Consider the following 13,258-nt stretch of genomic DNA (forward strand, 5'->3'; position numbering starts at 1 on the left):
CCGCCTCCCACACTCGCGTCAGGCGCCGCCGAAGCGGAGGGCCTCGGCATCGAGGCGGTGCTGCGCCTGCTCGATGGTCCGAGACGAGTAGCTCCCCGACGACCTCGCATCGAGCAGCGCCAGTTGGGCGTTGTCGAGCAGGATGCGCGTGAGCTCTCGCCGCTGCACGTGCGTGTCCTGCGCGTCCTCGTCGAGGTCGACGGGCTTGGAGAGCAGCCGGCTCATTCGGGAGGCGACGGCCTGCACCTGCTCGAGCAGCTCAGCGTCGTACGCTCCGCCATCAGCACGCCGAAGCTCCGGGTTCGCGAGCGACTCGCGCGCGACGTCGAACACCTCGTCGGCGAGGCTCGCGAGCTCCCGGGCGTCCGCGTCGGCGTCCGTGCCGGTGACCCCGAGCTTCCTGATGAGAAGCGGGAGGGTGCCGCCCTGCACGACGAGCGTCACGATCGCCACCGTGAAGGCGATCAGCACGAGCTGCGGCCGGTACGGGAAATCCGCGGGCAGCGACTGCGCCGCCGCGAGCGTGACGACCCCGCGCATCCCGGACCACGCCAGGACGGCCCCGCCTCGCCAGCCGAGCCCCTCGTCGCGATAGAACGCGATGTCGGCGCTCGCGCGCTTGGCCCGGTCGACGAGGCGCGGCCGCGTGCTCGCGAGTCCGGGGGCGGTCACCCGCTTGAGGAACTGCTCGACGCGAGGCGCGACGAGCTCGGCTCGGCGCTGCTCCCTGCGGAGCATCAGCACGAGCGGGATGACGAACAGCACCCGGATGACGACCAGCGCGATCGTCGCGAGCAGGCCGATGCCGACAGCGTGCAGCAGCCCGATGCCGTCCTCGTCGCCGTCCACGGACTCGATGAGCGCCGACAGCTCGAAGCCCATGAGGAGGAAGACGCCGTTCTCCAGCAGGAGCTGCGCCGTGCGCCAGTTCGTGCGCTCGCTGATGCGATCCTGCGGGCTGAACCGGCTCGCACTGGCGTGCCCCGTGATGAGTCCCGCGACCACGACCGCGAGCACACCGGAGCCACCGACCTCCTCCGTCGGCACGTAGGCCAGGAACGGCACCGTGAACGAGATCGCCGTCGTCAGCACGGCGCTGTCGAGCTTGGAGCGCACGTACACGGTGACCGCGCCGACCACGGCGCCGAGGACGACGGCCAGGGTCACGGCGAGCACGAAGTCACCGACAGCTCCCCAGAACGACAGCGCTCCCGCCGTCGCCGCGATCGCGCTGCGGAGCATGACAAGCGCCGTCGCGTCGTTCACGAGGCCCTCGCCCTCGAGCACCGTCACGAGGCGCGGAGGAAGGCCGAGCCGCTTGCCGACCGCCGTCGCGGCCACCGCATCCGGCGGGCTGATGACGGCCCCGAGCGCGATCGCGGCGGCGAGGTTCAGGTCGGGGAGGAGCGCGTAGAGGAGCAGCCCGCTGCCGAACGCCGAGATGATAACGAGCAGCACCGACAGTCCCGTGATGGAACGCAGGTTGCGGCGGAAATCCGCGAGCGGAACGTTCACGGCGGCCGAGTAGAGGATGGGCGGCAGCACGATCGTGAGGATCAGCTCAGGGGGGAACTCGAAGTCAGGGACCCCGGGCAGATAGCCGACCCCGATGCCGACGAGCACCAGCAGGATGGGCGCCGCGACCCCCAGCTTGGGCGCGATGGCGGCCACGGCGACGATGATGAGGACCGCCGCCACACCGAAGACTGCGAGTTCGAGCTCCATGGAACAGCAGACTAATCGGCCACGGCCGTGATCCCGGTCGCTCGCGCGCGTCGCAATGTTGCACTCCATTTCGGCGGGTGACGCACCCGGACTCCCGGCTGTGACGCGCGGAACTACGATCGGGCAACCCAGAACACCGCGGCTGCTGCGCTCCGCGGTGCTCGGACACCGGATCCCGTGAGAGAGGCATCATGTCGAGACGACCAAGCCCCGGACGATTCACGGTCGGGCTCGCGCTCCAGGGCGCAGGCTGGCACCCAGCCGCGTGGACGGTGCTGCCACGCGGTGACGGGACTCGGCTCACGGAGCTCGGCTACTGGCGCGAACTCGTCCAGCACGCCGAGCGCGCCGGCATCGACTACGTCACCTTCGAGGACGCCTACCAGATCGAGGGGAGCGCCCCGGACTGGGAGGCATCTCGCGATCTCGCCGAGGTGTCGCTCGACGCGACCCTTCTCGCGGCCGCCCTCGCCCCGCACACCAAGCGGATCGGGCTCGTCCCCACCATCGGCCTCACGCACGCGGAGCCGTTCCACGCTGCCACGAGCATCCAGACCCTCGACTTCGTGTCGCTCGGCCGCGCGGGCCTCCGGGCCAAGCTCAGCGCGAGTGCCGCGGAGGCGGCGAGCTTCGGACGCAAGAGCTCACTCGGCCTCGACGCGATCTTCGCCGAAGGGGCGGACTCGGTCGAGGTCATCCGGCGGCTCTGGGACAGCTGGGAAGACGACGCCGTCATCCGCGACGAGCCGACGGGCCGATTCATCGACGCGGACCGCCTGCACTACGCGGACTTCGAGGGCGAGCACTTCAGCGTGAAGGGGCCCTCCATCGTGCCGCGCTCGCCGCAGGGGCAGCCGCCGGTCTTCGCGCTCGCGCAGACGCAGGACGCGTTCGAGTTCGCGGCGCGGCAGGCCGACGTCGTGTTCGTCACGCCCGGCCGAGCCACGGTCGCCGAGCTCCTCGCAGCGATCCGGGAGGCAGAGCAGCGCGTTGGCCGCACGGGCGAGCCCCTCCGCGTCGTCGCCGACCTGGAGATCTTCCTCGGCGACGAGGACGGGTCGACCGAGGAGCACTTCCGAGCGCTCGACGAGCGCGTCCGCGCAGACTCCGGCTACCGCAGCGACACCAGAGTCGTGGTCAGGTCCAACGTGACGACCGCCGAGCTCATCGCCAAGTACGCGGACGCCGGCCTCGACGGCGTGCGCGTCCGCCCCCTGACCCACGGCGACGTCGCCGAGTTCGTCGACAGGGTGCGCCCCATGCTCGAGGCCCGAGGCATCGTCTCGCCCCCGAACCCCCGCGAGAAGTCACCGAGCCTGCGCAAGACGCTCGGGCTCGAACCGCGCCCCGCGAACCGCTTCGCCGCAGCCCATGCAGACCGCCAAGCGGCTCGCGGCCGCGGCGCCCTCGTCAACGATGGAAAGGCACAGCGCGCATGAGCGGCACGCCCCTCAAGCAGGTCCACCTCGCGGCGCACTTCCCCGGGGTCAACAACACGACCATCTGGACCGACCCAGATGCAGGAAGCCAGATCGACCTCGCCTCCTTCCGGGCCTTCGCGGAGACCGCCGAGCGCGGCAGGTTCGACTACCTGTTCCTCGCCGAGGGGCTTCGGCTTCGTGAGCACAAGGGGCGCATCCACGAGCTCGACGTCGTCGGGCGCCCCAACACGCTCGTGATCCTCGCCGCACTCGCCAGCCTCACCGAGCACATCGGACTCGTCGGCACGCTCTCCTCGACCTTCAACGAGCCGGCAGATCTCGCGAGGCAGCTCGCGACCCTCGACCACCTCTCGAAAGGACGAGCCGGCTGGAACGTCGTCACGTCGAGCGACGCCTTCCACGGCCAGAACTTCCGCCGTGGCGGGTTCCTGGAGTACTCGGAGCGCTACGAGCGGGCCGAGGAGTTCGTGCGGCTCTCGAAGCGTCTCTGGGACGCGTGGGAGGCCGACGCGATCGCCGCCAACCCCGGCCGTGGCGAGTACCTGCGACCAGGCGGGGTCAGCCGCATCAACCACGTCGGCAAGCACTTCGACGTCGAGACGATCCCGAACGTGCCACGCAGTCCCCAGCGCTACCCGGTCATCGTGCAGGCCGGCGACTCCCCGGCTGGGCGAGACTTCGCGTCGGCGAACGCCGAGATCATCTTCTCCCTGCACGCCGCCTTCGAAGACGGCAAGCGGTTCTACGACGACGTCAAGGGCCGCCTGCCCGCAGCTGGCCGCTCACGCGACTCCCTCCTGATTATGCCGGCCGCGACATTCGTGATCGGCGATTCTGAGGCGGATGCCCGCGAGCGGTCCCGCGAGGAGGCCCTCGCCCAGGTCAGCCCGCAGACGGCGATCGCGATGCTCGAGCAGGTGTGGGGAAGGGACCTGTCTGGCGTCGACCCGGACGGCCCGCTGCCCGACCTCGAGCCTGGCGACGAGCGCATCCGCGCCGGTCAGGCGAACGACCTCTCCAAGCAGCGCGCCCAGATCTCCAGGTTCAGGGAGATCGCGGAGCGGGACTCGCTCACCGTGCGCGAGCTGATGGTGAAGCTCAACACGCGGCACACCTTCGTCGGGACCGCGTCGCACATCGCCGATGAGATCTCCCGCTACGTCCAGGGCGGCGCCTCCGACGGGTTCGTCATCGTGCCCTCGCTGATCCCCAACGGGCTCGACCGCTTCGTCGACGGCGTCATCCCAGAGCTGCAGGAGCGCGGCGTGTACCGCGAGGAGTACACGCCTGGGGCCACCCTCCGCGAGACGCTCGGACTGCCGGCGGAGCCGCCATCGGCCGATGCGCCCAGCGGTCAGCTGCTCGGCGCGGGCGGTGCCTCCGGGGGTGCCGCCGGGGCGTGACGATCCAGGAACTCGTACACCTCCACCTCGTCGACGCCGGGGAACGCCCCGGTCGGCATCGCCGCATGCAGTGAGGTGTGGAGGCGGGCGTTCGGGAACGACGCGCCCGCCCACCTCGCCGACAGCTGCTCAGAGGGGCGACGACAGCAGTCGCCGTTCGGGCAGGTGGAGGTGTGCCTGCGCGTCGTCTCGCGCCCCGCGAACCATTTCGCGTGCTCGAAGGCCGTGCCGACGCTGACCGAGAAGGTGCCAAGGGGCGTGTTCTGGATGCGCGAGGTGCACCAGTAGGTGCCGACCGGCTTGTCCGTGTACTGGTGGTAGGGGCTGAATCGGTCCTCGACGTCGAACACCCGCCGCGCGCTCCACTGCCTGCACACGAACTGGCCCTCCACGGCGCCGAGCGCGTCGGTGGGGAAGCTGACGCTGTCGTTCTCGTAGGCCTTCGAGATGACCCCGGACTCGCTGACCTTCAGGAAGTGGACCGGGATGCCGAGGTGATGCGTGCTGAGGTTCGTGAACCGGTGGGCTGCGGTCTCGTAGCTCACCCCGTACGCGTCGCGGAGGTCCTCGACCGAAAGCGCCCGACGCTGCTGGGCCGCACCCATGAGCTTCGCGGCGCCCAGCTCCGGGATCAGGAGCGCCCCGGTGAAGTAGTTCGTCTCGACCCGCTGCAGGAGGAACTCCGCGTAGTCGCGCGGTGCCTCGTGGCCGAGCACGTAGCTCGAGATGGTCTGCAGGATGATGGATCGTGGGTCAGCATCCGGCGACTGGGCCAGGGGCACGTAGATGCGACCGTGTCTCCGATCGACGACCGATCGGGTCGAGACGGGCAGGTCGCGCACGTAGTGCAGCGTCAGCCCGAGGTGAGCCGCGATGTCGGCCGCGGTGCGCTGCGAGAGCGGCCCATCCTCGTGCCCGACGCTCGTGAGCAGCGCAGAGGCCTGCTCCTCGAGTTCCGCGTAGTAGTTGTCCCGCTCGCGCATGGCACGCCGCAGCTCGGTGTTGGCTCGCCGAGCCTCCTCGGGGGTCGCGGCCCGCTCTGAGTCGATTCTGGCGAGCTCCCGGTAGAGCGCGAGGATCGTCTCGATGGCCTCGTCGCTCAGCGAGCGGCGGATGGGAAGCGGATCCAGGCCGAGCGCGAGGGCGATCCGGCCCGCCTGCGCGCGTTCGAGCTCGACTTCGAGGGACGCGCGCTTCGAGAGCGGGGCGTCGGAGAGCAGCTCGTCGACGCTCACCCCGAAGAGGCGCGCGAAGGCCTGCAGCTCAGACAGTCGAACCTCGCGCTTCCCGGTCTCGATGGCGGAGATCTGCGAGGGCGCGCGCTTGATGGCGGTGCCGAGCGCCTCGAGGGTGAGGCCCCGCTCCTGCCGTATCGAGCGGATGCGTCGGCCGAGCGTCAGAACGTCGATGTCCATGTGCGCAACCGTGCCACACGCATCCTTCTGCGCGCTAGAAGAACGGGCAGATTTCTAGTCGGAGTTTCCGTCTCGAGCGTCCAGGACGGCACAGGATCGACACAACACCAGTTCTTCGAGCAAAGGAGCTCATCATGGACCAGACGACGCCTCACGGAACCGAGTCGGCGCAGGCGAAGGCCGCGAGCATCGAGACCGCCTGGAAGACGGAAGCCCGCTGGAGCGGCATCACACGCGACTTCTCCGCCGAGGACGTCGTCGCACTGCGGGGGAGCGTCGTCGAGGAGCAGACGCTCGCACGCCGAGGAGCGGAGCGCCTCTGGGGCCTCGTGAACGACGACGACGGCAGCTGGGTCGCCGCCCTCGGGGCCCTAACAGGCAACCAGGCCGTGCAGCAGGTGCGTGCCGGCCTCAAGGCCATCTACCTCTCCGGGTGGCAGGTCGCCGCCGACGCGAACCTCTCCGGCCAGACCTACCCGGACCAGAGCCTCTACCCGGCGAACTCCGTGCCGGCCGTCGTCCGCCGCATCAACAATGCCCTCCTCCGTGCCGACCAGATCGAGACCGCCGAGGACGGGGCGCCGAGCCGCGACTGGCTCGCGCCCATCGTCGCCGACGCCGAAGCCGGCTTCGGCGGCCCGCTCAACGCCTACGAGCTCATGGCCTCCATGATCCAGGCAGGAGCCGCAGGCGTGCACTGGGAAGACCAGCTCGCGAGCGAGAAGAAATGCGGTCACATGGGCGGCAAGGTCCTCGTGCCGACCCAGCAGCACATCCGCACCCTCAACGCGGCCCGCCTCGCCGCCGACGTCGCCGGCGTGCCCAGCGTCATCATCGCCCGCACCGACTCCCTCGCCGCGAACCTCATCACGAGCGACGTCGACGAGCGCGACCGACCGTTCCTGACGGGCGACCGGACCGCCGAAGGGTTCTACGAGACGAAGCCAGGCATCGAGACCGTGCTCGCCCGCGGGCACGCATACGCCCCGTACGCCGACCTCCTCTGGGTCGAGAGCGGCGAACCCGACCTCGAGCTGGCCCGAACCTTCGCCGAGAGCATCCACGCCGAGTTCCCCGACAAGAAGCTCGCCTACAACTGCTCGCCGTCCTTCAACTGGAAGCGCCACCTCGACGACGAGCAGATCGCCGCGTTCCAGCGTGAGCTCGCTGCCATGGGCTACACCTTCCAGTTCATCACCCTCGCCGGATTCCACGCGCTCAACCACTCCATGTACACGCTCGCCCGCGACTACAGCGCCCGCCACATGAGCGCCTACGTCGACCTCCAGGAGGCCGAGTTCGCAAGCGAGGCCGACGGCTACACGGCGACGAAGCACCAGCGCGAGGTCGGCACCGGCTACTTCGACCGCCTGTCCTCGAGCCTCAACCCCGCCAGCTCCACACTCGCCCTCGTCGGCTCCACCGAGTCCGAGCAGTTCCACTGAACCGCGCGACGTCACACTCTCCCTCGACTTCCCTGACCCATCGACGCAGAAAGCAGCCATGACCATGAACAGCACACCAGAACCGCGCCTGAAGGTGACCGGGCCGATCGGCGATCGCTTCGACGAGATCCTCACCCGCGAAGCCCTCGAGTTCGTCCTGCGGCTCCACGACCAGTTTGCGGGCAGGCGCCACGAACGCCTCCTCGCCAGGATGGACGGCCGGAAGGCCGTCGAGAACGGCCGCGACTTCCGCTTCCTGAGCGAGACCGCCCCCGTGCGGGAGGACCCGAGCTGGCGAGTCGCGGGGGCCGGCCCCGGTCTCGAGGACCGCCGCATCGAGATCACCGGTCCCACCGATCGCAAGATGACCATCAACGCCCTCAACTCCGGAGCGAACGCCTGGCTGGCTGACCTCGAGGACGCGACGAGCCCGACCTGGCAGAACATCGTCGGCGGGCAGGTCTCGCTCCTGGATGCGGTCAGGGAGCGCATCGAGTACACGAGTCCGGAAGGAAAGGAGTACTCGGTCACCGCCGACAAGACGCCGACCATCATCGTCAGGCCCCGCGGCTGGCACCTCGTCGAGAAGCACCTGAGCTACACCGACCGCTCGGGCCAGCAGCGGCCCGCATCCGGTTCGCTCGTGGACTTCGGGCTCTACTTCTTCCACAACGCCACGGAGCTGCTGGCGCGCGGGCGCGGTCCCTACTTCTACCTGCCCAAGCTCGAGAACCACCTCGAGGCGCGCCTCTGGGACGACGTCTTCACCTTCTCGGAACGGGCCATCGGCATCGAGCACGGCACGATCCGGGCGACCGTGCTCATCGAGACGCTGCCCGCGGCCTTCGAGATGGACGAGATCCTCTACGAGCTGCGCGAGCACTGCGCGGGCCTCAACGCCGGACGATGGGACTACATCTTCAGCTTCATCAAGCACTACCGCTCGCGCGGACCCCAGTACGTCTTCCCCAACCGCGACCGGATCACGATGACGGTCCCGTTCATGCGGGCGTACACGGAGCTGCTCGTGCGAACCTGCCACGCGCGGGGCGCCCACGCGATCGGCGGCATGAGCGCCTTCATCCCGAACTCCCGCGAGCCCGAGGTCACGGCGCGTGCCCTCGAGAAGGTGCGTGCCGACAAGGCGAGGGAGGCTGCAGACGGATTCGACGGGTCCTGGGTCGCGCATCCGGGACTCATCGACGTCGCGCGCGCAGAATTCGACGCCGTGCTCGGCGGGGCACCCAACCAGCTTGGACGAGACCGCTCTGAGGTCGACGTCACGGCGGCGCAGCTCCTCGACGTGCGCTCGCTGGAGAAGCACGTCACCGACGAGGGGGTGCGCGCCAACGTCTCCGTCGCGCTGCGTTACATCGAGAGCTGGCTGCGCGGGGTGGGTGCCGTCGCGATCGACGGCCTCATGGAGGATGCGGCGACGGCCGAGATCTCACGCTCCCAGCTGTGGCAGTGGATCGCCCAGCAGACCGTGACCGAATCCGGCACGGTGGTGACGCGTGAGCTGGTCGAGTCGCTGCTCGACGGCGCCCTCAGCGACGCGCGGCGCTTCGAGGGCGACCGCTTCGAGGCCGCCGCGCAGATCCTGCGACGGGTCTCGTTGGACGACGAGTTCCCGACGTTCCTGACGATCCCCGCCTACGCGCACCATCTCTGCGAGAGGCCGGTCGCGCGGAGCATCGAGCGTGAGGCGCACCTCGCCGCAGCTTGAGCGGGAGGCAGCCCGGTGCCCGCCGCCGCGGCACGCGAGCAGCGCTGGTGGTTCGGGCGTCTCCGCCTGCCTCCCTGCCCGGGCCGTCAGCGCTGCAGCGGTGCGAGCCCACGCGCCTCGAGGGCGCCCTCGAGGATGCCCACGGCGCGGGGGCCGACGCCGTGCAGGGAGAGCAGGTGCTCGCGGCTCGCGCCGGCGACGTCGCCGAGCAGGGTCTGGCCATCGCCGGCGAGCGCACGGGTCGCGGGAGCCCCGATGCCCAATCGGGCGATCGGCTCGGAGTCCGAGCCCGCCGGCTCCGTCGCGGTCCGGTGGACGCCGAAGCGGTCCTCGGGGTCGATCCGGTCGAGCAGCTTCTGGGAGATCCTGCCGAGTGTGCTGAATTCCTCAGGGGTGAGCGCATCCACGATGAGCTCCCGCACCTTGCCGACGTGGCCGGGTGCGGTCTCCTCGAGGAACAGCATGCCGCTGTCGCTGAGCTTCGCGATCTTCGCCCTTCGGTCGCCCGGGTGGCTCGTGCGCTCGACGTGGCCGCGCTGCTCCAGGCCGAGGACGACACGGGAGAGGCGCGGGAGCGTGGCATTGGTGCGCGTCGCGAGGTCGGTCATCCGGAGGCTCCGGCCCGGCGACTCCGAGAGCACCGCCATCACGAGATACTCGTAGTGCGTGATGCCGGCGTCGTTGCCGAGCTGCGTGTCGAGCGCACCCGGGAGCAGCTCGACGACCCCGATGAAGTGCAGCCACGAGTGCTGCTCGTCCGCAGAGAGCCATCTGGGTTCGGTCATGCCCTCATCCTCGCGCCTTTTACTTGTAGATGCAAGTTCTTGAGTGCTACGGTTCGTGCCATGACGACATCAGATGGCGACAAGCTCGACGCAGGCACCGGGATGGGCCTCGTCTCACTCCACGTCGGCGACCTCGCCGCGCAATCCGAGTACTACCGCACGGCGCTCGCCCTCGAGCCGATCGCTGAGACCGACGGCGAGATCACGCTCGGTCGAGGAGCCGCCCCGCTCGTGCGCCTCCGGCACACCCCCGGCCTCCCGGTCGCTCCGCGCCGTGCCGCCGGGCTCTTCCATACCGCGCTCCTGTTCGACACGCCGAGCGACCTCGCCGCGACCGTCTACCGGGCGGCCCAGCACCCGCGCTCCCAGTTCGTCGGCTCCTCCGACCACCACGTCAGCGAGGCCTTCTACTTCACCGACCCAGAGGGCAACGGCATCGAGCTCTACACCGACCGTCCGCGTGACACGTGGCTCGACGCCGCCGGGCGCATCGCCATGTCCACCGAGTTCCTCGATCCCAACGCCTATCTGCGAGCCAACCTCGTCGAAGACACCGCGGATGCGCCCCAGAAGGCCGCAGCGGACGTCGGCCATGTGCACCTGCAGGTCGGCGACGTCGACACGGCGAAGAGCTTCTACGTCGACACCCTCGGCTTCGAGACGACGACCACCTATCCAGGAGCGCTCTTCGTGAGCGCGGGCGGCTACCACCACCACATCGCCCTCAACGTCTGGAACAGTGCAGGCGCCGGACCCCGAGCAGCGACCCTGGGCCTCGGCCAGCTCACGATCGAGGTTCCAGAACGGACCGAGCTCGACGCGGTCGCCGACCGGCTCCGCGGCGCCGGCCTCCAGTTCGCCGACGACGGCGCGACCATCACCGTGCTGGATCCCTGGCGCTCCGAGGTCGTGCTCCGCACGCGTGCGCAGGCGGTCGCGGCATGAGCGGGCTCGCGATCAGCACGGCGCTCTCGTCGATCGACGCCTCGAGCAAGCGGCCGATCCTCCTGCTCATGCACGGCTACGGATCGCACGAGGACGACCTCACGAGCCTCCTGCCCTCCCTCGGCGACGGCTTCGACTGGGCCTCCCTGCGCGCGCCCCTCGTCCTCCGCGAGGAGACGCCCGCCGAGGTCGGCTCCTACGCCTGGGTGCCCATCGACCGCCCGGGTCTGCCCGACCCGGCCAAGGCCGCAGCGGCCACGGACGCCGTGCTCGCCTGGCTCGACCAGAACACGGCACCGGCCGCGAACGTCATCCCGATCGGCTTCTCTCAGGGCGGGCTCATGGTGACCCAGCTGCTGCGCCGGGAGCCGCAGCGCTTCGAGCGCGGGGCCGTCCTCTCCGGCTTCTCCCTGCAGGGCGAGCAGCCGGGCGACGAGGAGCTCACCAGCATCCGTCCACCCGTGTTCTTCGGGCGCGGGGACCGGGACCAGATCATCAGCGACGCCACCTTCGATCGGACCACCGCGTGGCTGTCCGGTCACGCGACGGCCAGCGAGCACACCTACCCGGGCCTCGCGCACGGCATCTCGCCGCAGGAGCTCGAAGACCTCGCCGGGTTCCTCCGCGCAATGTGACCCTGCGTGTCCTCCTGGTACCTGAGATTTCGGCCGTCCACCTGAGTGGGCGGCCGTCTTCCTAGTCTCTGGACATCCCCGTACCTGGGACGGATCCCGCAATCGGGGTGCGTTCCGCTGAGAAGGAGTCCAGATGACCCGCTCGACCAGACCGCTTTCCGCCGCCGCCCTCGCCGCGGTCGGGATGATGGCGCTCGCCTCGTGCGCGTCGCAGTCTGGAGCGGTTCCGGCGGCCGACGCAGAGCCTGTTCAGGGCGGCAACCTGCGCGTCGGCATCCTCAGCGACATCGGATGCATCGACCCGGCCCAGGTCGGCAACAACAACAACGTCAACATCGCCCGCCAGACCGTCGCGTCGCTCACGACGCAGGACGTCGAGACCGGCGAGGTGCTTCCGTGGCTCGCCGAGTCCTGGGAGATCTCGGACGACGCGAGGGAGTTCACCTTCACGCTCGCCGAGGGGCCGACCTTCGCCGACGGCACGCCCATCGACGCCGAAGCCGTCAAGGCCAACGCGGAGGGTGTCCAGGCGCTCGGCGCGAAGTCGGCGCTCGGCAATCTGTACCTCGCCGGCCTCGAGTCGGTCACCGTCGTGGACCCGCAGACGGTCACCTACACCTTCGCCGAGCCGTCGGCGCAGTTCCTGCAGGCGACCTCCACCTTCACGCTCGGGCTCGTCTCCACCGAGAGCACGAAGCTCAGCCAGGAAGCGCGCTGCGACGGCGACTTCATCGGCTCGGGGCCCTTCTCCGTCGAGAGCTACACCCCCAACGCCGAGACGGTCCTCGCCGCCCGCGAGGACTACACGTGGGGTGCCTCGACGACCGGCAACACCGAGCGTCCCTACCTCGATACGATCACGTACTCCGTCATCCCGGAGGCATCGACGCTCACCGGGTCGCTCCAGTCCGGCCAGCTCGACGTCTCGACCGACGTCTCCTTCGTCGACCTCGACGCACTCAAGGGCGCCGGCGCGAACGTGCAGAACCGTGCCAACCCCGGTGTCGTCTACAACCTCATCCCGAATGCCTCGCACCCGATCCTCTCCGACAAGAACGTGCGCCTCGCCGTGCAGAAGAGCATCAACCGCGAGGAGCTCCTCGCCCTCCTGACGCCAGAGGACAGCCCGGCCACGAGCGTGCTCGCCACGTCGACGCCCTACTACAGCGACCAGAGCGACATCCTCGAGTACAACGTCGAGGACGCCGCGAAGCTGCTCGACGAAGCCGGCTGGGTCGAAGGCGCGGACGGCATCCGCGAGAAGGACGGCCAGAAGCTGAGCTTCGAGCTCGCCTACTGGCAGCCGACCACCAACGTCCTCGAGCAGGTGCAGGTCCAGCTCGCCGCCGTCGGCATCGACCTCCAGCTCCGCGAGGCCCCCATCGCCGACGTGACCGCGATCAACGACGGCACGCAGCCGTTCACCTGGGCGAACATCACCCGCGCCGACCCGGACGCGCTCCGCGTGTTCTTCTCGGCTGAGGGCGGCAACAAGTACAACTACCGCGAGGTCGGCCCGATCGACGAGGTGCTCAACTCGCAGGCCGCCATCGTCGATGCGGATGCGCGCCAGACCGAGGTCGACGCGGCTGTCACCCAGCTGCTCGAGGAGGGCTACGCCGTCCCCGTCATCCAGCTCTCCACGAACCTCGTCCAGGCGCCCGGCGTCCAGGGAGTGCAGTTCGAGGCGTCCAGCAGGCTCGACTTCTCGGCAGCCTGGAAGGCCGCGGAGTAACC

At 69.7% G+C, this 13,258-nt stretch carries 10 protein-coding genes; 7 read left to right on the forward strand and 3 right to left on the reverse strand.

What is annotated here, in order from left to right; genetic code table 11:
* Positions 1-18: 18 nt before the first annotated feature.
* Positions 19-1,725, reverse strand: coding sequence for a cation:proton antiporter (locus ITJ61_RS01445; protein ID WP_104299087.1), 1,707 nt, complete (start codon positions 1,723-1,725; stop codon positions 19-21).
* 191 nt (positions 1,726-1,916) lie between these two features.
* Between ITJ61_RS01445 and ITJ61_RS01450 the strand changes: the two genes are divergently transcribed.
* On the forward strand, positions 1,917-3,164 hold the full coding sequence (locus tag ITJ61_RS01450) for an LLM class flavin-dependent oxidoreductase (protein WP_104306561.1): 1,248 nt from the start codon (positions 1,917-1,919) through the stop codon (positions 3,162-3,164).
* Positions 3,161-4,570 carry an NtaA/DmoA family FMN-dependent monooxygenase gene (locus ITJ61_RS01455; protein ID WP_194685282.1) on the forward strand — a complete coding sequence of 470 codons (1,410 nt, stop codon included), beginning with the start codon at positions 3,161-3,163 and terminating at the stop codon, positions 4,568-4,570. Before ITJ61_RS01450 ends, ITJ61_RS01455 begins: the two co-directional genes overlap by 4 nt.
* Here the strand turns inward: ITJ61_RS01455 and ITJ61_RS01460 are convergent.
* Positions 4,522-5,985 (reverse strand): XRE family transcriptional regulator, encoded by a 1,464-nt coding sequence (locus ITJ61_RS01460; protein WP_194685283.1) that lies wholly within the window; start codon positions 5,983-5,985, stop codon positions 4,522-4,524. The genes ITJ61_RS01455 and ITJ61_RS01460 overlap by 49 nt on opposite strands.
* 134 nt (positions 5,986-6,119) lie before the next feature.
* Between ITJ61_RS01460 and aceA the strand changes: the two genes are divergently transcribed.
* Complete coding sequence (gene aceA / locus ITJ61_RS01465) at positions 6,120-7,430, forward strand: isocitrate lyase (RefSeq protein ID WP_194685284.1); 1,311 nt, start codon at positions 6,120-6,122, stop codon at positions 7,428-7,430.
* A gap of 58 nt (positions 7,431-7,488) precedes the next feature.
* Entirely contained in the window at positions 7,489-9,156 is a 1,668-nt protein-coding gene (gene aceB, locus ITJ61_RS01470) for a malate synthase A (protein ID WP_194685285.1), read from the forward strand.
* An 86-nt stretch (positions 9,157-9,242) separates the two neighbouring features.
* Here aceB and ITJ61_RS01475 read toward each other — a convergent pair whose 3' ends face one another.
* Positions 9,243-9,941, reverse strand: coding sequence for a MarR family transcriptional regulator (locus ITJ61_RS01475; protein WP_104241109.1), 699 nt, complete (start codon positions 9,939-9,941; stop codon positions 9,243-9,245).
* A 60-nt stretch (positions 9,942-10,001) separates the two neighbouring features.
* Here ITJ61_RS01475 and ITJ61_RS01480 point away from each other — a divergent pair, with 60 nt between their 5' ends.
* From ITJ61_RS01480 to ITJ61_RS01490, 3 genes are all read left to right on the forward strand, one after another.
* Positions 10,002-10,886 carry a VOC family protein gene (locus ITJ61_RS01480; protein ID WP_104241110.1) on the forward strand — a complete coding sequence of 295 codons (885 nt, stop codon included), beginning with the start codon at positions 10,002-10,004 and terminating at the stop codon, positions 10,884-10,886.
* Positions 10,883-11,521: an alpha/beta hydrolase gene (locus ITJ61_RS01485; RefSeq protein ID WP_194685286.1), complete on the forward strand. Its 639-nt coding sequence runs from the start codon at positions 10,883-10,885 to the stop codon at positions 11,519-11,521. Before ITJ61_RS01480 ends, ITJ61_RS01485 begins: the two co-directional genes overlap by 4 nt.
* Positions 11,522-11,654: 133 nt before the next feature.
* Positions 11,655-13,256, forward strand: a complete 1,602-nt coding sequence (locus tag ITJ61_RS01490; RefSeq protein WP_194685287.1) for an ABC transporter substrate-binding protein — start codon at positions 11,655-11,657, stop codon at positions 13,254-13,256.
* The last annotated feature ends 2 nt before the right edge of the window (positions 13,257-13,258 follow it).

This window comes from Pseudoclavibacter sp. VKM Ac-2888, from assembly GCF_015351285.1.
Taxonomy (GTDB): Bacteria; Actinomycetota; Actinomycetes; order Actinomycetales; family Microbacteriaceae; genus Pseudoclavibacter.

Excerpts from the sequence above, each read along its gene's own strand:
- ITJ61_RS01475 (WP_104241109.1), bottom strand. The coding sequence starts at position 9,941 with ATGACCGAACCCAGATGGCTCTCTGCGGACGAGCAGCACTCGTGGCTG.
- aceB (WP_194685285.1), top strand. The coding sequence starts at position 7,489 with ATGACCATGAACAGCACACCAGAACCGCGCCTGAAGGTGACCGGGCCG.
- ITJ61_RS01455 (WP_194685282.1), top strand. The coding sequence starts at position 3,161 with ATGAGCGGCACGCCCCTCAAGCAGGTCCACCTCGCGGCGCACTTCCCC.
- ITJ61_RS01490 (WP_194685287.1), top strand. The coding sequence starts at position 11,655 with ATGACCCGCTCGACCAGACCGCTTTCCGCCGCCGCCCTCGCCGCGGTC.
- ITJ61_RS01445 (WP_104299087.1), bottom strand. The coding sequence starts at position 1,725 with ATGGAGCTCGAACTCGCAGTCTTCGGTGTGGCGGCGGTCCTCATCATC.
- ITJ61_RS01485 (WP_194685286.1), top strand. The coding sequence starts at position 10,883 with ATGAGCGGGCTCGCGATCAGCACGGCGCTCTCGTCGATCGACGCCTCG.
- ITJ61_RS01460 (WP_194685283.1), bottom strand. The coding sequence starts at position 5,985 with ATGGACATCGACGTTCTGACGCTCGGCCGACGCATCCGCTCGATACGG.
- ITJ61_RS01450 (WP_104306561.1), top strand. The coding sequence starts at position 1,917 with ATGTCGAGACGACCAAGCCCCGGACGATTCACGGTCGGGCTCGCGCTC.
- ITJ61_RS01480 (WP_104241110.1), top strand. The coding sequence starts at position 10,002 with ATGACGACATCAGATGGCGACAAGCTCGACGCAGGCACCGGGATGGGC.
- aceA (WP_194685284.1), top strand. The coding sequence starts at position 6,120 with ATGGACCAGACGACGCCTCACGGAACCGAGTCGGCGCAGGCGAAGGCC.